At 71.8% G+C, this 20430-nt stretch carries 16 protein-coding genes; 10 read left to right on the top strand and 6 right to left on the bottom strand.

Annotated features, from left to right (window positions below; all coding sequences use genetic code 11):
- Positions 1-73 precede the first annotated feature (73 nt).
- Positions 74-1174, top strand: coding sequence for a calcium:proton antiporter (locus tag ACIGO6_RS05275; protein WP_399871459.1), 1101 nt, complete (start codon positions 74-76; stop codon positions 1172-1174).
- Between the two features lie 121 nt (positions 1175-1295).
- Positions 1296-1769, top strand: coding sequence for a type II 3-dehydroquinate dehydratase (gene aroQ / locus ACIGO6_RS05280; RefSeq protein ID WP_399871462.1), 474 nt, complete (start codon positions 1296-1298; stop codon positions 1767-1769).
- A gap of 5 nt (positions 1770-1774) precedes the next feature.
- On the opposite strand, the gene ACIGO6_RS05285 is transcribed toward aroQ, so the two are convergent.
- Positions 1775-2431, bottom strand: coding sequence for an MBL fold metallo-hydrolase (locus ACIGO6_RS05285; RefSeq protein ID WP_399871465.1), 657 nt, complete (start codon positions 2429-2431; stop codon positions 1775-1777).
- A 39-nt stretch (positions 2432-2470) separates the two neighbouring features.
- On the bottom strand, positions 2471-3157 hold the full coding sequence (locus ACIGO6_RS05290; protein WP_399871468.1) for a maleylpyruvate isomerase family mycothiol-dependent enzyme: 687 nt from the start codon (positions 3155-3157) through the stop codon (positions 2471-2473).
- A gap of 223 nt (positions 3158-3380) precedes the next feature.
- Here ACIGO6_RS05290 and uvrA point away from each other — a divergent pair, with 223 nt between their 5' ends.
- A complete protein-coding gene (gene uvrA / locus ACIGO6_RS05295) occupies positions 3381-6425 on the top strand; it encodes an excinuclease ABC subunit UvrA (RefSeq protein ID WP_399871471.1) in 3045 nt (1014 codons plus the stop codon).
- Between the two features lie 68 nt (positions 6426-6493).
- Here the strand turns inward: uvrA and ACIGO6_RS05300 are convergent, their stop codons facing one another.
- On the bottom strand, positions 6494-7051 hold the full coding sequence (locus ACIGO6_RS05300) for a YceI family protein (RefSeq protein WP_399871474.1): 558 nt from the start codon (positions 7049-7051) through the stop codon (positions 6494-6496).
- 101 nt (positions 7052-7152) lie between these two features.
- Between ACIGO6_RS05300 and ACIGO6_RS05305 the strand changes: the two genes are divergently transcribed.
- Positions 7153-8019, top strand: a complete 867-nt coding sequence (locus ACIGO6_RS05305; protein ID WP_399871477.1) for a helix-turn-helix domain-containing protein — start codon at positions 7153-7155, stop codon at positions 8017-8019.
- 13 nt (positions 8020-8032) lie between these two features.
- On the opposite strand, the gene ACIGO6_RS05310 is transcribed toward ACIGO6_RS05305, so the two are convergent.
- The gene (locus tag ACIGO6_RS05310) at positions 8033-8938 is read right to left on the bottom strand and encodes a carbohydrate kinase (RefSeq protein ID WP_399871480.1); all 906 of its coding nucleotides are present in this window, start codon (positions 8936-8938) and stop codon (positions 8033-8035) included.
- On the bottom strand, positions 8935-10017 hold the full coding sequence (locus ACIGO6_RS05315) for a LacI family DNA-binding transcriptional regulator (RefSeq protein ID WP_399871483.1): 1083 nt from the start codon (positions 10015-10017) through the stop codon (positions 8935-8937). Before ACIGO6_RS05315 ends, ACIGO6_RS05310 begins: the two co-directional genes overlap by 4 nt.
- A gap of 215 nt (positions 10018-10232) precedes the next feature.
- Here ACIGO6_RS05315 and ACIGO6_RS05320 point away from each other — a divergent pair, with 215 nt between their 5' ends.
- Positions 10233-10658: a Rieske (2Fe-2S) protein gene (locus tag ACIGO6_RS05320; RefSeq protein WP_399871486.1), complete on the top strand. Its 426-nt coding sequence runs from the start codon at positions 10233-10235 to the stop codon at positions 10656-10658.
- Positions 10659-10707: 49 nt separating this feature from the next.
- Here the strand turns inward: ACIGO6_RS05320 and ACIGO6_RS05325 are convergent, their stop codons facing one another.
- A complete protein-coding gene (locus ACIGO6_RS05325) occupies positions 10708-11658 on the bottom strand; it encodes a hypothetical protein (RefSeq protein ID WP_399871489.1) in 951 nt (316 codons plus the stop codon).
- A gap of 303 nt (positions 11659-11961) precedes the next feature.
- On the opposite strand from ACIGO6_RS05325, the gene uvrC reads away from it, so the two are divergent.
- The 5 genes from uvrC to ACIGO6_RS05350 all read left to right on the top strand — a co-directional run bounded on the left by uvrC (position 11962) and on the right by ACIGO6_RS05350 (position 20245).
- Entirely contained in the window at positions 11962-14055 is a 2094-nt protein-coding gene (gene uvrC / locus ACIGO6_RS05330; RefSeq protein ID WP_399871492.1) for an excinuclease ABC subunit UvrC, read from the top strand.
- Positions 14052-15065 (top strand): RNase adapter RapZ, encoded by a 1014-nt coding sequence (gene rapZ / locus ACIGO6_RS05335; protein WP_399871495.1) that lies wholly within the window; start codon positions 14052-14054, stop codon positions 15063-15065. Before uvrC ends, rapZ begins: the two co-directional genes overlap by 4 nt.
- Positions 15062-16153, top strand: coding sequence for a uridine diphosphate-N-acetylglucosamine-binding protein YvcK (gene yvcK, locus ACIGO6_RS05340; RefSeq protein ID WP_399871497.1), 1092 nt, complete (start codon positions 15062-15064; stop codon positions 16151-16153). The genes rapZ and yvcK overlap by 4 nt, the downstream gene beginning before the upstream one ends.
- Positions 16144-17133 carry a DNA-binding protein WhiA gene (gene whiA, locus ACIGO6_RS05345; protein WP_399871500.1) on the top strand — a complete coding sequence of 330 codons (990 nt, stop codon included), beginning with the start codon at positions 16144-16146 and terminating at the stop codon, positions 17131-17133. The genes yvcK and whiA overlap by 10 nt, the downstream gene beginning before the upstream one ends.
- 157 nt (positions 17134-17290) lie before the next feature.
- Positions 17291-20245, top strand: coding sequence for a M14 family zinc carboxypeptidase (locus ACIGO6_RS05350; RefSeq protein WP_399871503.1), 2955 nt, complete (start codon positions 17291-17293; stop codon positions 20243-20245).
- The last annotated feature ends 185 nt before the right edge of the window (positions 20246-20430 follow it).

The following is a 20430-nucleotide window of genomic DNA, read 5'->3' on the forward strand; positions in this document are numbered from 1 at the left end:
CCGTTCCCGGTTCCGTTCCTCGGTCCGTGTGCCAGGGAGTGCGAGGCCCGTCGCCCTCTGCGACGATCGCCGCATGACCACTCGTCCCAGGGCGCTTCTCACACAGTGGACGACCGTCACGCCCGTGGTCGCGGTCGTGCTGCTGGTCATCACCTGGGGCCGCGATCTGCCCGGCGTGATCGTCGCGCTGCTCACGGTCGTCCTCGCGGCATCCGTCCTGGCCGCGGTGCACCACGCCGAGGTGGTCGCCCACCGGGTCGGGGAACCCTTCGGCTCTCTCGTGCTCGCCGTCGCCGTCACGGTCATCGAAGTCGCTCTCATCGTGACCCTGATGGCGGACGGCGGCGACAAGAGCGCGACCCTGGCCCGGGACACGGTCTTCGCGGCCGTGATGATCACCTGCAACGGTGTCGTCGGCCTCAGCCTCCTGGCCGGCTCCCTCAGACACGGCACCGCGGTGTTCAATCCGGAGGGCACCGGCGCCGCCCTCGCGACGGTCGCGACCCTGGCCACCCTCAGCCTGGTGCTGCCGACGTTCACCACCAGCGCGCCCGGGCCGGAGTTCTCCACCGTGCAGCTGACCTTCGCCGCGCTCTCCTCGCTCATCCTCTATGCGCTGTTCATCGCGACCCTGACCGTGCGGCACCGCGACTACTTCCTGCCGATCACCCGGCAGGGCGAAGTGATCACCGTCGAGTCCCATGCCGACCGCCCGTCCTCCCGCATCGCGCTGTTCAGCCTGGGGCTGCTGGGCCTGGCCCTGATCGGCGTGGTCGGCCTGGCGAAAGGGGTGTCGCCCACCATCGAGGACGGAGTGGAGGCGGCCGGTCTGCACCACGCCGTCGTCGGCGTCATCATCGCCCTGCTGGTCCTGCTCCCCGAGACCATCGCCGCGCTGCGTTCCGCGCGCCGCGACCGGGTGCAGACCAGCCTGAACCTCGCGCTGGGTTCGGCGATGGCCAGCATCGGCCTGACCATCCCGGCGGTCGCCCTGGCCTCCGTATGGCTCTCCGGGCCGCTGGTCCTCGGCCTGGGCGCCACCCACATGGTGCTGCTCGCCCTGACCGTGGTGGTGGCCTCGCTGACGGTCGTGCCGGGCCGTGCCACGCCCCTGCAGGGAGGCGTTCACCTCGTGCTGTTCGCCGCCTATCTGGAACTCGCCATCAATCCGTAGCGGACCGGGGGAGGGTTCCCGGGCTCACCCGCGGTGACCGCCGGTTTCCAGCACCGTGATAGACCGGGGTCCGAGCAGCGGTCGTGCAGGACCGCAGCACCTCGAACGGACCGGAGGAACCGTGCCCCGCACCCTGGCCAACGCCCCGATCATGATCCTCAACGGCCCCAACCTGAACCTGCTGGGCCGGCGCCAGCCGGAGATCTACGGCTCCGACAGCCTCGCCGACGTCGAGGCCCTGTGCGCGAAGGCGGCGGCGGCACACGGTGGCACGGTGGACTTCCGGCAGTCCAACCACGAGGGCGAACTGGTCGACTGGATCCACGAGGCCCGGCTGAACCACTGCGGCATCGTGATCAACCCCGCCGCCTACTCGCACACCTCCGTCGCCATCCTGGATGCCCTCAACACCTGCGACGGGCTGCCCGTGGTGGAGGTCCACATCTCCAACATCCATCAGCGCGAGTCGTTCCGTCACCACTCCTACGTCTCGCAGCGCGCCGACGGCGTGATCGCCGGGTGCGGGGTGCAGGGGTACGTGTTCGGTGTGGAGCGGGTCGCGGCGCTGGCCGGGGCGGGCCAGGCCGCGACCTGAGGCGTTCACCAGCCGCGTGCGCGCCACTGCGGCAGGTGCGGCCGTTCCGTACCGAGGGTGGTGTCCTTGCCGTGCCCCGGGTAGACCCACGTCTCGTCCGGGAGCACGTCGAAGACCTTGGTCTCCACGTCGTGGATCAGGCTCGCGAAGGCCTCCGGATCCTTGTGCGTGTTGCCCACACCACCAGGGAAGAGACAGTCCCCGGTGAACACATGGGGGTGCCCGTGCGGGTCGTCGTACACCAGGACGATGGAGCCCGGCGTGTGTCCGACCAGGTGGCGCGCGGTGAGCTCCACCCGCCCCACCCGGATCGTGTCGCCGTCGTCGACCGGGACGTCGGTCGGCACGGGGATGCCCTCGGCGTCGTACCGCCCCGCGTAGGTGCGCGCGCCGGTGGCCGCGACGACCTCGGCGAGCGCCTGCCAGTGGTCGCCGTGCCGGTGGGTGGTGACGACGGACGCGAGGCCGCCGTCACCGATCGTGCCGAGCAGCGAGTGCGCCTCGTTCGCGGCGTCGATCAGCAACTGCTCGTCGGTGGCCCGGCAACGCAGCAGATAGGCGTTGTTGTCCATCGGGCCGACCGCGACCTTGGTGATCATCAGGTCCTTGAGCTCGTGCACGTCGGCGGGGCCGCCGACCCGCACGTCTCCGCTGTACGTCATGACGGCCAGCCTAGCGCCGGAGACGGCCTCGGACCCCCGCTACAGCGGTGGCAGCGCGGGCAGCGGGCCGCCCCGTACCGTGAGTGCCGTTTCCTCGCGGCGGCCGGCGAGCCAGCCGAGGAGGTCGGCCGGGGTGCCGGAGACGGTCACCTCGGGGCCGGTCGCCTCCCGGCCCGTGCTCCACGCGCGCGTGCCGTCCGTGATCCGGGTGGTCGGCACGTCCGGATGCCCGGCGAAGCGGGCGGCGAGGAAGTCGGTCTCCCGCTCGGTGAACTCCGCCGGTAGATCCTCCAGCTCGTACCCGATCCCCAGGTCCACGTGGTGCAGCTCCACCTCGACCCACCGCCGGAACGGCACCCGGGACGCGGAGTCGGTGACGCCGTTGCGCAGCTCTACGGTGCGCGACCAGTCCGCGAGCGCGGCCGAGGCGTCCTGGAACCGGGCCGCGCTCTCTCGCACGTCGGCGAGGTGCGCGTCCAGGGGGCGCGGGGCGTCCCGTTCGATGTCGGCGTCCCGGGCCTCGCCGGAGACGTACATGGGGCGTCCCTGCAAGACGTTCACGAGTGCATCCGCATTGCGGGCGAGGTGGGCGAGGACGTGGCCGCGGGTCCAGCCGGGAAGCCGTGACGACTCCGTCACGGACGCGTTGTCCAGTTTCCCGACCGCGGTGAGCAGCCGCTCGGTGGCGTCACGTACAGACGCCAGGTCATGCGCGTGATCAATCATGGTCCTGACCCTAGACCGCGCCACACCTTCGGGTGAAGGTGGCCGACGGCGCCCGCAAATCGAATGCACGTGCTATATGGTCGGGTGCGGCGTCGGGCATGCTGGGAAGTCGGGGTTTGTTGACAACCGGTGAATCCGACCGGCGTTGTCAGTGGCTCCCCCTAGTCTGGGAAAGACGGGGGCCTCGCCCCTGTCACTTCTCTCAAGAAAGGTGCGGACCGGCGTGGCCGACCGTCTCATCGTCCGTGGCGCGCGTGAGCACAACCTGAAGAACGTGTCGCTCGACCTGCCACGTGACGCGCTCATCGTCTTCACGGGCCTGTCCGGGTCGGGTAAGTCCTCCCTGGCCTTCGACACCATCTTCGCCGAGGGCCAGCGGCGCTACGTGGAGTCGCTCTCCTCGTACGCCCGGCAGTTCCTCGGCCAGATGGACAAGCCGGACGTCGACTTCATCGAGGGCCTCTCCCCGGCGGTCTCCATCGACCAGAAGTCGACCTCGCGCAACCCGCGCTCCACCGTCGGCACCATCACCGAGGTCTACGACTACCTGCGTCTGCTCTTCGCCCGCATCGGCAAGCCGCACTGTCCGGAGTGCTCCCGGCCGATCTCGCGCCAGTCGCCCCAGGCCATCGTCGACAAGGTCCTGGAGCTGCCGGAGGGCAGCCGCTTCCAGGTGCTGTCGCCGCTGGTGCGCGAGCGCAAGGGCGAGTTCGTGGACCTCTTCGCCGACCTCCAGACCAAGGGCTACTCCCGCGCGCGGGTGGACGGCGAGACCATCCAGCTCTCCCAGCCGCCCACGCTGAAGAAGCAGGAGAAGCACACCATCGAGGTGGTCGTCGACCGCCTCACGGTGAAGGACTCCGCCAAGCGTCGGCTCACCGACTCCGTGGAGACCGCGCTCGGCCTGTCCGGCGGCATGGTCGTGCTCGACTTCGTCGACCTCCCCGAGGACGACCCCGAGCGCGAGCGCATGTACTCCGAGCACCTGTACTGCCCGTACGACGACCTGTCCTTCGAGGAGCTGGAGCCCCGCTCCTTCTCCTTCAACTCGCCCTTCGGCGCCTGCCCCGACTGCTCCGGCATCGGCACGCGCATGGAGGTCGACCCGGAGCTGATCGTCCCCGACGAGGAGAAGTCCCTCGACGAGGGCGCCATCCACCCCTGGTCGCACGGACACACCAAGGACTACTTCGGCCGCCTGATCGGTGCCCTGGCGGAGGCTCTGGGCTTCCGTACGGACATTCCCTTCGCCGGTCTGCCGCTGCGCGCCCGCAAGGCCCTGCTGAACGGCCACAAGACCCAGGTCGAGGTCCGCTACCGCAACCGGTACGGCCGCGAGCGCCGGTACACCACGGCCTTCGAGGGCGCGATCCCCTTCGTCAAGCGCCGGCACAGCGAGGCCGAGAGCGACGCCAGCCGCGAGCGCTTCGAAGGCTACATGCGCGAGGTGCCCTGCCCCACCTGTGAGGGCACCCGCCTCAAGCCGCTCGTCCTCGCGGTCACCGTCATGGGCAAGTCGATCGCCGAGGTCTCGGCGATGTCCATCAGCGACTGCGCGGACTTCCTGGGCGAGCTGAAGCTGAGCGCCCGCGACAAGAAGATCGCCGAGCGCGTGCTGAAGGAGGTCAACGAGCGGCTGCGCTTCCTGGTCGACGTCGGCCTGGACTACCTCTCGCTGAACCGCGCGGCCGGCACCCTCTCCGGCGGCGAGGCCCAGCGCATCCGCCTGGCCACACAGATCGGCTCCGGACTCGTCGGCGTGCTCTACGTCCTCGACGAGCCGTCCATCGGTCTGCACCAGCGCGACAACCACCGGTTGATCGAGACCCTCGTCCGGCTCCGCGACATGGGCAACACCCTGATCGTCGTCGAGCACGACGAGGACACCATCAAGGTCGCCGACTGGATCGTCGACATCGGCCCCGGCGCCGGCGAGCACGGCGGCAAGGTGGTGCACAGCGGCTCCGTCAAGGAGCTCCTGGACAACGCCGAGTCGCAGACCGGCCTGTACCTGTCCGGCCGCAAGGCCATCCCGCTGCCCGACATCCGGCGCCCGCGGGACCCCTCCCGGCAGCTCACCGTGCACGGCGCCCGCGAGAACAACCTCCAGGACATCGACGTGTCCTTCCCGCTCGGCGTCTTCACGGCCGTCACAGGAGTCTCCGGCTCCGGCAAGTCGACCCTGGTCAACGACATCCTGTACACCCACCTGGCCCGCGAGCTGAACGGCGCGCGCAACGTGCCCGGTCGGCACACGCGCGTGGACGGCGACGACCTCGTCGACAAGGTCGTCCACGTCGACCAGTCGCCCATCGGCCGCACCCCGCGGTCCAACCCGGCGACGTACACCGGCGTCTTCGACCACATCCGCAAGCTGTTCGCCGAGACCACCGAGGCGAAGGTCCGCGGCTACCTGCCCGGCCGCTTCTCCTTCAACGTCAAGGGCGGCCGCTGCGAGAACTGCGCGGGCGACGGCACGATCAAGATCGAGATGAACTTCCTCCCGGACGTCTACGTCCCGTGCGAGGTCTGCCACGGTGCCCGGTACAACCGGGAGACCCTGGAGGTCCACTACAAGGGCAAGTCCATCGCCGACGTCCTGAACATGCCGATCGAGGAGGCGACCGACTTCTTCGAGGCGGTCCCCGCGATCTCCCGGCACATGAAGACCCTGAAGGACGTCGGCCTCGGCTACGTCCGGCTCGGCCAGTCCGCGACCACCCTGTCCGGCGGTGAGGCCCAGCGCGTCAAGCTGGCCAGCGAGCTCCAGCGCCGCTCCACCGGGCGCACGGTCTACGTCCTGGACGAGCCGACCACCGGCCTGCACTTCGAGGACATCAGCAAGCTGCTGACGGTCCTCGCGGGCCTGGTCGACAAGGGCAACACGGTCATCGTCATCGAGCACAACCTCGACGTGATCAAGACCGCCGACTGGGTCGTCGACATGGGCCCCGAGGGCGGCGCCGGCGGTGGCCTCGTGGTCGCCGAGGGCACGCCCGAGCAGGTCGCCGCCGTTCCGGCCAGCCACACCGGAAAGTTCCTGCGGGACATCCTCGGCGCCGACCGGATCAGCGACGCCGCCTCGGTGAAGGCCCCGCGCAAGGCAGCGGCCAGGACGGTGGCGGCCAAGGCCACGGCCAAGAAGACCGCCACCAGCAAGGTCACCGGCACGGCCGCGAAGAAGACCGCCACCAAGGCGGCCGGCAAGTCCACCGCGAAGGCCACCAAGCCCGCCGCGAAGAAGACGACGCGGACGAGCAAGGCCTGAGTCAGTGCCGCGCCGGGCCCCACGGACGACCCCGTGGAGCCCGGCGCGTCGTTGGCGCAGCCCGGCAATCAGGCACCCGTCGGCTCCACGAACTGCATGTCGAGCTGGATCTTCACCACCTCGCCGAGCAGTCCCGGAGCGAAGTCGAGACCGAACTCGCTGCGCCTGATCTCGCCCTGCGCCTCGAAACCGGCGTGCCGGCCGCCGTACACGGGCACCTCCATCAGCCCGCCGAACTCCACGGCCAGCGTCAACGGCCGGGTCACGTCGCCGATCGTCAGCTCGCCCTCCATGGTCCAGTCCTCGCCCCCGCCCGACACCCGGGTGGAGCGGTAGGTCATCGTCGGGCGCTTCTCGACGTCGAGCAGGTCGGAGGCGCGCACATGCGCGTCCCGGTCGGCGTTCCCGGTGTCGATCGACGCCAGATCGACGGTCGCGGACACCCTGACGTCCCCGAGCGTCTCCCCGACGAACAGCCCGGCCTCCACGCCGTTGAAGCGCCCCCGCACCTTGGCGATGCCCAGGTGACGGATGGTGAAGTTCACGGCGGAGTGCAGCGGATCGAGCTCCCAGTCGCCCCGAGCGAGCGGAAGGGGAACGGCGGTGGTGGCGGTGTCATGTGTCATGCCCACCAGCCTGCGGGCGCAGAGCACGCGGAGGGAGGCCGGGCGGAGCGTGGTAGTGACAGGGACACCCTCGGGCACCCGCACCTTGGTACGTTCGAGCGGTGAGCGACGACAACGAGTTGGGCACGTACCTGCGCACCTGGCGCGAGTCCGTCACCCCGGCCGAGGTGGGACTGCCCGCCGGCCCGCGCCGACGCACCCCCGGCCTGCGCCGGGCCGAGCTGGCCACGCTCGCCGGCGTCAGCGTCGAGTACCTCACCCGGCTGGAACAGGGACGCGACCGCAACCCGTCCGCCCAGGTGCTCGGCGGCCTCGCCGACGCGCTGAACCTGTCCCTGAGGGACCGGATGCTGCTGCGCCGCCTGACCAAGGAGGCCGACGGCGGCGACCCGCTGGTCTGCGGCGCGGCCCCGCCGCTCAGCCGGGTGGCGCGGCCCACCGTGCGGGCCGTGCTGGACCGCCTGGAGCCCACCCCCGCCGTGGCGCTGAACTGGATCGGCGACGTCATCGCCCACACCGACGGTTACGCACGGCTGACCGGACCCCTCGGACTGCTCGCCGCCGAGCAACCCAATCTGCTGCGCTACCTGTTCACCGACGACCGCGCCCGCGACGCCTACCCCGACTGGGACCAAGTGGCCGACGACCTGGTCGCCCAGCTCCGGCACGACGTCCCGCTGCGGGACCCCTACGTTGCCGAACTGGCCGACGAACTGACCGTGACGGCGGGCGCGGCGTTCACCGACCGGTTCGCCGACCTCGCCACGGTGCCGCGGCGCGTCGGCAGCCGGCGCGTCGAGCACCCCGAGGCCGGACCGCTGCGGCTGCTGCACGAGACGCTCGCGCTCCCCGAGGACGGTCAGCGGATCGTCGTACACCTGCCCGCCGACGACGCCACGGCCGCCGCCCTGGACCGCCTCGACGGCCGCCGCCCCGGCGCCCTGCGGGCCGTACGGACGGCAGGCTGACCCCCCGCCGCCGTCAGTCGGCCAGCTCGTGGGCGTACGGCGGTTCCGCGCCCGCGCGGGAACACGTGACCGCCGCCGCGCGCGCGGCGAAACCCAGGAGCCCCGCCCAGCCCTCCGGCCCCAGCGCGGCCACCGCCTCTGCGCCGAGGGCGTCGCGTACCGCGAGGCCGTGCAGCAGCGCCGCGTTCACCGTGTCGCCCGCGCCGATCGTGTCCACCACCTCGACCCGCTCACCCGGCACGGAGTACTCGCCGTCGCGGGTGTACGCCGTCAGTCCGGCACCGCCCCGGGTGACCACGACCGCCGCCGGCCCGCCCGCCAGCCACTCGCGGGGTGTGCCGCCGAGCCACTCGGCGTCCTCGGCGGACAGCTTCAGCAGCGACACCGACGGCAGCCAGCTCTTGAACCGGGCCCGGTAGGCGTCCGGGTCCGGGATCAGTCCGGCCCGGATGTTCGGGTCCAGGGCCGTGAACACGCCCCGCGCGGCCGACTCGCGCAGCAGTTCCTCGTACGCGCTCGCCCCCGGCTCCAGCACCAGCGAGCAGGTCCCGAAGGAGACGGCACGGGTGCCGGACGGCAGCACGGTGGGCGCCGAGAACAGCCGGTCCGCCGTCCCGTCGACGTAGAAGGAGTACGCGGCCGAACCGTCCGCGCCGACGGAGGCCACGGCGAGTGTCGTCGGCTCGGCCCCGCGTTGCACCGGCGAGACGTCCACGCCGGTCTCGCGCAGCCGGTCCAGCAGTGCCTCGCCGAAGGCGTCGTGGGACACCCGGGAGCAGAAGGCGGCGGGGGAGCCGAGTCGGCCCAGCGCCACCGCCGTGTTGTACGGACCGCCGCCGAGCGCCGGCCGCAGCGCGGCGAGGGCACCCGTGCCCTGCGGTACCAGGTCGATCAGTGCCTCACCGGCGACGACGATCACGGCAGGATCCTTTCGTGGGCGTTCGGGAGTGCTAGCTCGGACGGCTCGGACCGCTGGTCCCGCGGGGGACAGCCGCACGAGGTGCGGTGGACGAAGGAGCAGGGCAGCCGCACGGTCTCGGCGGGCCGCTCGGGCGCGGCGAGGCGGTCCAGCAGCAGCCGGACGGCCCGGGCGCCCAGCTCCCGGCTGGGCTGCGCCACGGCGGTGAGCCGGGGGGAGAAGAGGTCCGCCCAGGCGAAGTCGTCGAAGCAGCACAGCGCGAGGTCGTCCGGCACGGACAGACCGCGCTCGCGCAGGGCGCGCAGCGCACCGATGGTCATCGCGTTGTTGGCGGTGACCAGCGCGGTGGGGGGCACCGCCAGGGACAGCAGGGACGCCGTGGCCCGTTCGCCGCCGGCCGCCTCGGAGTCGCCGTGCACCAGGAGCCTTTCGTCGTACGGCAGCCCGGCGACGGCGAGGCCCTGCCGGTACCCGGTGATCCGCTCGCGCGTCGTGCTGAACCCCGGCCGGCCCGCGACCAGGCCGATCCTGCGGTGACCGAGCCCGGCGAGGTGGGTGACCAGCCGGGTGGTCGGCTCGGCGCTCTCCGCGCAGACCTGGTCGAAGCGGGGGGCGCCGTCGTCCTGCGGTGCGTCGACGACCCGGTCGAGGAACACGGCCGGCACCCGGTGGCGGCCGAGGTAGGCGACCAGCTCGCGCGGGTCGGCGGAGGGCGCGACGATCATGCCGTCCACGCGCCGCTCGTGCAGCAGCTGGACGACCTTGCGCTCGTGTCCGGGATCGTCGTGCGGGTCGGCGATGAGCAGGCTGTAACCGTGCTCCAGGGCGGCGGCCTCGACGCCCTGGAGGATCTCGGTGAAGTACGGGTTGCTGATCGCCGACACCGCGAGCCCGATGGAGCGGGTGCGGGAGGTCACCAGGGAGCGGGCGAGGGTGTTCGGGGTGTAGCCGAGCTCGTCGACGGCGTCCAGCACCGCCCGGCGGGTGTGCGGCAGTACCGGACGGGTGTCGTTGAGCACGTGCGAGACGGTCGCCACGGAGACACCGGCGCGCCGGGCGACATCGGCCATGGTCGCCATGGGGCGTGCACCTCCCTTTCGCGTACTGCCCTTCGCGTACTGCGCTTCCGCGTACTGCCGGGACCGTATCCCAGCGGAAGGCGCACGTAAACGCTTGCGCAAGCGTTTACGTGCGAGCTCCGGTGCCGCCCCCGTCCCGGTGACCCACCTCGCCGGGCGCCCGCGGACGCCGGATATCGTCGCCCTGCACGCCCCCCGACCCGTGGAGACCTCCCATGCCCGGCCGCCCCGCCCCGAGCCGTCGTTCCGTCCTGCGCTCGGCGGCCCTCACGCCCGTCGCCGGACTCGGTGCGGCCGCCTGTTCGCCGGGCGACGACGGTGCCGCGCCCGCCAGGCCTACCGCGCCCGTCGACCTCGGCGTGGACGGCGACGTCGCCAAGGGGGCGACCAAGCTCTACCGGGACGAGAACGTCGTGGTCAGCCGGGGCGACAACGGCTCCCTGAAGGCGTTCAGCACGGTCTGCACGCACGCGGGGTGCCCCATCAAGAAGCTGGAGGGGACGAAGCTCGTCTGCCCCTGCCACGGCAGCGAGTTCGACGCCCGGACCGGCGAGGTGCTGCACGCCCCGGCGACCGTGCCCCTCATCGAACTGCCGGTCGAGGTCAAGCAGGGCCGGATCGTCGCGAGCCCCGGCACCTGACCGGCCCGGGCCGCAACCGCCGGCTCACCCCCCCCGCTCCCCCCTCCGATCACTCCCAGTCCCACCCGATTCCCAGCATCCCCGACCGCACCCGCGGCTCCACGAGGTGCACCGAGTGGTGCCGCCCGCTGAGGGCCAGCTCCTGTCGGCCGCCGCGCGGTGCCGCCGGTGAGTGCTGCGTGAAGCGGTGGCAGCGCACCGGCAGGGCCGAGGCCTCGAACCGCACCTGGAGCGCGTACTGCCCGCCCGCCGGACCGAACCCGCGGACGTACTCGTGCGACACCCCCGCCGTGCCGTCCTCGACGCCGTAGCGGAAGAGGTGGGTGTCCCCGGCCCGCATACGCGTGTCGAAGAGCAGCTCGGTCACGAGCACACCGGTGTCGTGGTGGATGCGGACGCGTCCCGTCCGGCAGTTCTCCAGGGCGTGGACGGTCATCCGCGCGGGAGCGCATCCCGGATCGCCGTGGTGGACGGCGACGAACCGGTCGACACCGTCGCGGTGGGCGCGGACGATGTGGTGCGACTCGCGGCCCGCGAGCTCGCGGCGCGGGCCGATCCGGATCCGTTCGTGGTGTCCGAGGGTGTGCACCCCGCCGTCCGACGGCGGATGGTCCAGCTCGGCCAGCAGCCGTTCCAGGACGTCGGAGGCCTCCACGAGGGCGCGGTATGAGTGGGCCGCGGGGCGCCGGTCCGCGATGTCCTTGTCGGCCTCGGCGAGCAGACGTATCAGCGACTCCTCGGGCAGCTGCAGTATCTCCTCCAGCGCCCGGACGGCCCGCAGCGACTCCGGGCGCTGCGGACGCCGGGCGCCCTGCTGCCAGTAGCTCAGACTGGTGACGCCCACCTTCACCCCGTGGCGCGACAGATGGTGCTGCACGCGCTGCAGCGGCAGTCCGCGAGCGGCGATCGCAGCGCGCAGGGCGACGTGGAAGGGGCCACCGCGCAGGGCCGAGTCGAGTTCCGCGGTGGCGGCGTCCGCGTGCTGTGTGGCGTGCGGCATGCAGGGGCCTTTCTGTGAAGTTGACGACGGCTGGTCAGACCGTTCGACGCGGATCAACCGGGGGCCGCCCCCGGTCGCGGCGCAGAGGTCTTCACATCCGTAGGCCGCGCTTCAGGCCCCCGAGTTCCCCCGCATTGAAGCGTGTTGACCAAGCCCCGACAACACCTGGAGCCCGACCGTGACGCGCTCCTGGCCGAGAACGCACCGGCCCGCCGTCCCGAGGGCACCCGGGGTGACCGGACGGCCCCGGACCGTTGTCCACAGCCCGCCGGAGTGTCGGTCCCCGCCAGTAGGGTGTGAGTCATGGCCGACCCCTCCAGCTACCGTCCCAGGCCGGGTGAGATCCCGGACTCCCCGGGGGTGTACAGGTTCCGTGACGAGCACCGCCGGGTGATCTACGTCGGAAAGGCGAAGAGCCTGCGCCAGCGCCTGGCGAACTACTTCCAGGACCTGGCGAACCTCCACCCCCGCACCCGCACCATGGTCACCACGGCCGCGTCCGTGGAGTGGACGGTGGTGTCCACGGAGGTCGAGGCCCTGCAGCTGGAGTACTCCTGGATCAAGGAGTACGACCCCCGGTTCAACGTCAAGTACCGGGACGACAAGAGCTACCCGTACCTCGCGGTGACGATGAACGAGGAGTTCCCGCGCGTGCAGGTCATGCGCGGCCACAAGAAGAAGGGCGTGCGCTACTTCGGGCCGTACGGGCACGCCTGGGCGATCCGCGACACGGTCGACCTCCTGCTGCGCGTCTTCCCGGTGCGCACCTGCTCCGCCGGCGTCTTCAAGAACGCGGCCCGCACCGGCCGCCCCTGCCTGCTCGGCTACATCGGCAAGTGCTCGGCGCCCTGCGTGGAGCGGATCTCCGCCGAGGACCACCGGGAGCTCGCCGAGGAGTTCTGCGACTTCATGGCCGGCCGCACGGGCACCTACCTGCGCCGACTGGAGCGGCAGATGGCCGACGCGGCCGAGGAGATGGAGTACGAGCGGGCGGCCCGCCTGCGCGACGACATAGGGGCCCTGAAGAAGGCCATGGAGAAGAGCGCGGTCGTGCTCGCCGACGCGACCGACGCCGACCTGATCGCGGTCGCCGAGGACGAGCTGGAGGCGGCCGTCCAGATCTTCCACGTGCGCGGCGGACGCGTGCGCGGCCAGCGCGGCTGGGTCACCGACAAGGTGGAGGAGATCACCACCGGTGCCCTCGTCGAGCACGCCCTCCAGCAGCTCTACGGGGAGGAGACCGGGGACGCCGTCCCCAAGGAGGTGCTGGTCCCCGCCCTGCCCGACCCGGTGGAGCCGGTCCAGCAGTGGCTGACGGAGCGCCGCGGTTCGGGCGTGTCGCTGCGCATCCCGCAGCGCGGCGACAAGAAGGCGCTGATGGAGACGGTCGAGCGCAACGCCCAGCAGGCGCTCGTCCTGCACAAGACCAAGCGCGCCTCCGACCTGACCACGCGCTCGCGCGCGCTGGAGGAGATCGCCGAGGCCCTGGACCTGGACAGCGCGCCGCTGCGCATCGAGTGCTACGACATCTCGCACCTCCAGGGCGACGACGTCGTGGCCTCCATGGTCGTCTTCGAGGACGGGCTGGCCCGGAAGAGCGAATACCGGCGCTTCCAGATCAAGGGCTTCGCGGGACAGGACGACGTCCGTTCCATGCACGAGGTCATCACCCGCCGCTTCCGCCGCTATCTCGCCGAGAAGGAGAAGACCGGCGAGTGGGCGGACGGAGAGGACACCGACGCCGGTGATCGGCTCACCGACGGCCCGGCCCCCACGGACGGCCCGGCCCTCAAGGACGACGACGGCCGCCCCAAACGCTTCGCCTACCCGCCCCAGCTCGTCGTCGTCGACGGCGGGCAGCCGCAGGTCGCGGCGGCGCAGCGGGCCCTGGACGAGCTGGGCATCGACGACATCGCCGTGTGCGGCCTCGCCAAGCGTCTCGAGGAGGTCTGGCTGCCCGGCGAGGACGACCCGGTCGTCCTGCCCCGCACCAGCGAGGGCCTGTACCTTCTGCAGCGGGTCCGCGACGAGGCCCACCGCTTCGCGATCACCTACCAGCGCCTCAAGCGCTCCAAGCGCTTCCGCTCCAGTCCGCTGGACGACGTGCCCGGCCTGGGCGAGACCCGCAAACAGGCGCTGATCAAGCACTTCGGTTCGGTGAAGAAGCTGCGGTCGGCGACCATCGACCAGATCTGCGAGGTGCCCGGTATAGGTCGCAAGACGGCCGAGACCGTCGCCGTGGCCCTCGCCGCGGCCACCCCGGCCGCGCCCGCCGTGAACACGGCGACCGGAGAGATCATTGATGACGAGGACGGGGCACCCGAGACGACGGCGGATGCCCCGGGGGAGCCCGTGTCCGCGGGCACCCCGGACGAACGACGGGGGCAGGAGAGATGACCGAGCACGAGACAGAGCACACAGCCGGGCGAGAACAGACCCACCGCACGACCGGCCAGGACACGGGCCCGCGGGCCCCTTCCGACCGGCGCCAGGACAACGGAGCACAGGTGAGTACGGCCAAGGAAACAGCCGGGGCGTCCGAGGCGGCCATCCCCGAGCTGGTGATCATCTCCGGCATGTCCGGGGCCGGCCGCTCGACGGCCGCCAAGTGTCTGGAGGACCTCGGCTGGTTCGTCGTCGACAACCTGCCGCCCGCGCTGATCCCCACCATGGTGGAGCTCGGCGCCCGCTCGCAGGGCAACGTGGCGCGCATCGCGGTCGTCGTCGACGTCCGCGGCCGGCGCTTCTTCGACAACCTGCGTGAATCCCTCGCCGACCTCGACGCCCGCGGTGTCACCCGGCGGATCGTCTTCCTGGAGTCCTCCGACGAGGCCCTGGTGCGCCGCTTCGAGTCGGTGCGCCGTCCGCACCCCCTCCAGGGCGACGGCCGCATCGTCGACGGCATCGCCGCCGAGCGCGAACTCCTGCGCGAGCTGCGCGGCGACGCCGACCTGGTGATCGACACCTCCAGCCTCAACGTGCACGAGCTGCGCGCCAAGATGGACGCCCAGTTCGCCGGGGACGAGGAGCCCGAGCTGCGGGCCACCGTCATGTCCTTCGGCTTCAAGTACGGCCTCCCGGTCGACGCCGACCTGGTCGTGGACATGCGCTTCCTGCCCAACCCGCACTGGGTGCCGGAGCTGCGCCCGTTCACCGGTCTGAACGAGGAGGTGTCCTCCTACGTCCTCAACCAGCCGGGGGCCAAGGAGTTCCTGGACCGGTACACCGAGCTTCTGCAGATGATCGCCGCGGGATACCGTCGGGAGGGCAAGCGCTATGTGACCGTCGCCGTCGGCTGCACCGGCGGCAAGCACCGGTCCGTGGCCATGTCGGAGAAGCTCGCCGCCCGGCTCGCCGCCGAGGGCGTGGAGACGGTGGTCGTCCACCGGGACATGGGACGGGAATGACAGGACGTACTCCGCGGCTGAGCAGGCTGCGCCGGGTGGTGCCCGAGGGGCGCGGCGGTAGACCCGCCGACGCCCGTGCCGCCCGGCCCGAACAGGCGCGCGGCGGCAAGCCGCGCCGCCGGGGCACCCAGCCCAAGGTCGTCGCCCTCGGCGGCGGCATGGGCCTGTCCGCCTCGCTCGCCGCACTGCGCCGGATCACCGGCGACCTCACCGCCGTCGTCACGGTGGCCGACGACGGCGGCTCCAGCGGGCGCCTCCGGGACGAGCTGGGCGTCCTGCCGCCCGGCGACCTGCGCAAGGCGCTGGCCGCGCTGTGCGGCGACGACGACTGGGGCCAGACCTGGGCCCGCGTCATCCAGCACCGCTTCCAGTCCCAGGGCGACCTGCACGAACACGCGGTCGGCAATCTGCTGATCGTCGCCCTGTGGGAGCAGCTCGGCGACCACGTCCAGGCGCTGGACCTGGTCGGCAAGCTGCTCGGTGCGCACGGGCGGGTGCTGCCCATGTCCGCGGTGCCGCTGGAGCTCCAGGCCCTGGTCCGGGGCCACGACCCGGACCGGCCCGAGGAGGTGGACACCGTGCGCGGGCAGGCGACCGTGGCGCTCACCCCCGGCGAGGTGCAGTCCGTGCACCTCGTGCCGAACGACCCGCCCGCCGTCCCCGAGGCGGTCGAAGCCGTCCTGGACGCGGACTGGGTGGTGCTCGGCCCCGGCTCCTGGTTCTCCTCGGTCATCCCGCACCTGCTCGTGCCCGACCTGCTGGACGCGCTCGTCGAGACGAAGGCACGCCGGGTCCTCTCCCTGAACCTCGCCCCCCAACCCGGAGAAACCGAGGGCTTCTCCCCGCAGCGTCATTTGGAGGTTTTGGGACGACACGCCCCTAAACTCGCCCTGGACGTGGTGCTGGCCGACGAGGCCGCCGTGCCCGACCGTGACTCGCTCACCGACGCCGCGAAACGGTTCGGCGCCGCGGTCGAGCTGGCTCCGGTCGCCCGGACCGACGGGACCCCGAGGCACGACCCGGAGCTGCTGGCCGCCGCGTACGACCGTATTTTTCGGATGCATGGAAGGATCGGCCCATGGCGATGACGGCAGCGGTGAAGGATGAGATCTCCCGGCTCCCCGTCACCCGGACCTGCTGCAGAAAGGCGGAGGTCTCCGCCGTTCTGCGGTTCGCCGGCGGCCTCCACCTGGTGAGCGGGCGCATCGTGATCGAGGCGGAGCTGGACACCGCGCGAGCGGCCCGCCGGCTCAAGCAGGACATCCTCGAGATCTTCGGGCACAGCTCCGAGCTGATCGTGATGGCGCCGGGCGGGCTGCGCCGCGGCTCGCGGTACGTCGTCCGGGTGGTCGCGGGCGGTGACCAGCTGGCCCGCCAGACCGGGCTGGTGGACGGCCGGGGCCGGCCGATCCGGGGCCTGCCGCCGCAGGTGGTCTCGGGGGCCACCTGCGACGCCGAGGCCGCCTGGCGCGGCGCCTTCCTGGCACACGGCTCGCTCACCGAGCCCGGCCGTTCCTCCTCCCTGGAGGTGACCTGCCCGGGTCCCGAGGCCGCGCTCGCCCTGGTCGGCGCCGCCCGCCGGCTGTCGATCGCCGCCAAGGCCCGCGAGGTGCGCGGCGTGGACCGGGTCGTCGTCCGCGACGGCGACGCGATCGGCGCCCTGCTCACCCGGCTCGGTGCCCACGAGTCGGTGCTGGCCTGGGAGGAGCGGCGGTTGCGCCGCGAGGTCCGCGCCACCGCCAACCGCCTGGCCAACTTCGACGACGCCAACCTGCGCCGCTCGGCCCGCGCGGCCGTCGCCGCCGGTGCGCGGGTCCAGCGGGCCCTGGAGATCCTCGCCGACGACGTGCCCGAGCACCTCGCCGCCGCGGGCCGGCTCCGCATGGAGCACAAGCAGGCCTCCCTGGAGGAGCTGGGCGCGCTCGCCGATCCGCCGCTGACCAAGGACGCGGTCGCCGGCCGCATCCGCCGCCTGCTGGCCATGGCCGACAAGCGGGCCTCGGACCTCGGCATCCCGGGCACGGAGGCCAACCTCAGCGAGGACCTGGCCGACAACCTCGTCGGCTGACCGCCCGCACACGCTTCGTCAGAAAGCCGGTGTCGGCGCCCACTTGGGTGATCCGCACCGGCTTTCGCGTGTCCGTCCCGCGCTCTTGACTCGATCATGAGGTGTCATGAGCCTGGCATCTGTTCGCTGCTGTGGCGGACCCAGGCTAGGGGGGTTCATGAGACGAAGAGCGAGATCGATCCTCGCCGTCGGCGCGCTCCTGATCGGCGGAGCGGGCTTCGCACCCATCGCCCAGGCACAACCCGGGGACCCAGCGTCCGCGACCGCGGACGAGGTGAAGGTCTTCCGCGCCGCCGTCACCCGGGCGCAGGTACCCCTGCTGCTGGCCGCCGGCCAGGACGGCCACGAACTCGGCGAGCAGGTCCCCGCCCGGGGCACCGCCACCGTCGAGGTCTACCTCACCGACCAGCAGGCCGAGAAGCTGGAGAAGCAGGGCGTCGACCTCACCGAGCACACCCTCTCCTCCCGGGCCGAGAAGCGCGTCGAGGGCGCCGCCGAGGGCGTCTTCCGCCCGTACAGCGGCAGTGGGGGCCTCAAGGAGGAGATCCTGCGGACCGCGCAGGAGAACCCCGGCCTCACCAAGGTCGTCTCCATCGGCAGGACGGTGAACGGCCAGGACATCCTGGCGCTCAAGCTCACCAAGAACGCGAAGAAGTCGAAGGACGGCTCCAGACCCGCCGTGCTCTACATGTCCAACCAGCACGCGCGCGAGTGGATCACCCCGGAGATGACCCGGCGGCTGATGCACCACTACCTGGACAACTACGAGAAGGACCGGCGGATCAGGAAGCTGGTCGACTCCACCGAACTGTGGTTCCTCCTGTCGGCCAACCCCGACGGCTACGACCACACGTTCGCGGACAGCGCCAACCGCCTCTGGCGCAAGAACCTGCGCGACGTCAACGGCGACGGCACCATCAGCACCGGCGACGGCGTCGACCTCAACCGCAACTTCGCCTACAAGTGGGGCTACGACGACGAGGGTTCGTCCCCCAACCCCACCAGCCAGACCTACCGCGGCGCCGGCCCGAACTCCGAGCCCGAGACCCAGGCGCTGGACGCCTTCCAGAAGCGGATCGGCTTCACGTACGGCATCAACTACCACTCCGCCGCCGAACTCCTCCTCTACGGGGTCGGCTGGCAGGTGGCCACGAACACCCCGGACGACGTCCTCTACAAGGCGCTCGCCGGCACCCCCGACAACTCCGCGATCCCCGGCTACCACCCCCAGGTCTCCTCGGAGCTGTACACCACCAACGGCGAGGCGGACGGCCACGCGGCCAACGTCAACGGCATGGCGATGTTCACCCCGGAGATGTCGACCTGCCAGACCGTGTCCGAACAGGACCCGGACGACGAGTGGTACGCGGGCGACTGCCAGTCGGGCTTCAACTTCCCCGACGACGAGAAACTGATCCAGCAGGAGTTCGCGAAGAACATCCCCTTCGCGCTCTCCGTCGCCGAGACCGCCTCGCACCCCGACCGGCCGTCCTCCGCGGTCGGCCTGGAGGCCGCGGACTTCACCCCGGCCGAGTTCACCACCTCGTACGCGCGCGGCGCCGACCAGGAGGTCTCCGTTGTCGCCCGCAAGTCGGTGCGCGACAAGGAGCTGAAGTACCGCGTCAACGGCGGACGCACGCACGACGTGGCGCTGCGGCCCTGGCGCGGCGGCGAGACCTACGGCGGCGAGGACAACCTCTACTTCGACGAGTACCGGGCCAAGGTGAAGGACGGCGAAACCGGCGACAAGGTCGAGGTCTGGTTCACGGGCGAGACGAAGCACGGCAAGCGCACCCAGAGCGAACACTTCACGTACACGATCGCCGAGCGGCCCCGCGCCGACGTCCTGGTCGTCGCCGAGGAGGGTGCGAAGGCCACGCAGACGCAGACGTACGTGGACGCGCTGAAGGCGAACGGCCGGCGGGCCGCCGTCTGGGACGTCGCCACGCAGGGCGCACCCGACGCCCTCGGCGTCCTCGGCCACTTCGACACCGTCGTCCACCACACCGGCGCCGGGGTGCCCGGCAACGCCACCCAGCTCCAGCTGCGCGCCTTCCTCAACGAGGGCGGCAGGCTGATCGAGGCCGGTGAACAGGCCGGCGGCAGCGTCGACCTCGGCGGCGGCACCCTGTCCGACGACTTCAGCCAGTACTACCTGGGCGCCCACACCCGCACCTCCACCACCGGCGCCACCGGGTTCACCGGCTCCGGACGGCTCGACGGAGCCGGCGGCCCGCTCGGCGACGCCCCCGGCAACCCGCTGGACCGCGCCGGAACCTACAGCGTGACCTCGGACCAGCTGCCCCCCGACACCTACCGGCAGTTCGCGAGCGAGGGCGCCGGGAAGTTCGCCGGCGCCGTCAACCCGTACGGGCCCCACACGGGCGACTGGATGGCCGCCGCCGTCCACACCGACGACGCCTACAAGCGCCTCACCCGCACCGTCGACCTCACCGGTGTCAGCGCCTCCGACCGACCCACGCTCCGCACCCAGCTGCTGTGGGACACCGAGCGCGGCTACGACCACGCCCTGGTCGAGGCGCACACCACCGGCGCCGACGACTGGACCACGCTCCCCGAGACGGGCGGTGCCACCGGCACGGCCGTCCCGGAGGAGTGCGCGGCCGGGTTCTACATGAGCGAGCACCCCTGGCTGGGGCACTACCTGACCCAGTCCGACGACGGCTGCACCGCGACCGGCACGACCGGGAAGTGGAACAGCCTCACCGGTGCCTCCGGCGGTTGGCGGCAGGTCGAGTTCGACCTGAGCGCCTACGCCGGGAAGTCCGTGGACGTGTCGATCGCCTACGTCACCGACCCGGGCAGCGGCGGACGCGGCGTCCTCGCCGACGAGGCCTCGCTCGTCGTCGGCGGCACGGCCACCGCGACCGAGGGCTTCGAGACCTCGCTCGGCGCCTGGCAGGTCTCCGGCCCGCCCGCCGGCAGTCCCACCGTCCTGAAGGACTGGGCCCGGACCGGAACGCTCTTCGAGACCTACGGCGCCGTCACCACGGACGACACCGTGCTGCTCGGTTTCGGCCTGGAGCACCTCACCTCGCCGGCCGACCGGACGGCCCTGCTCCGGCAGGCGCTGCGTGCCCTGGACGAGTGAAATCAGGGACGCGGGGGACTGACACGGTGTAACGAAATCGGGTGATCGGTCCCCGTCGCCCAGGGCGGTCCGTACCCCTACTGGCGGGTACGGACCGCCGTGCCGGGTATGGGGCGTCTCGATGTCACCCCCGAGGCCCCGGAGAGGTAGGGTCGGTGGTGGTCGGGGACATCCCAAATACAGCT

Origin of the sequence: Streptomyces sp. NPDC053750 (assembly GCF_044544295.1) — a bacterium.
Lineage (GTDB): Bacteria > Actinomycetota > Actinomycetes > Streptomycetales > Streptomycetaceae > Streptomyces.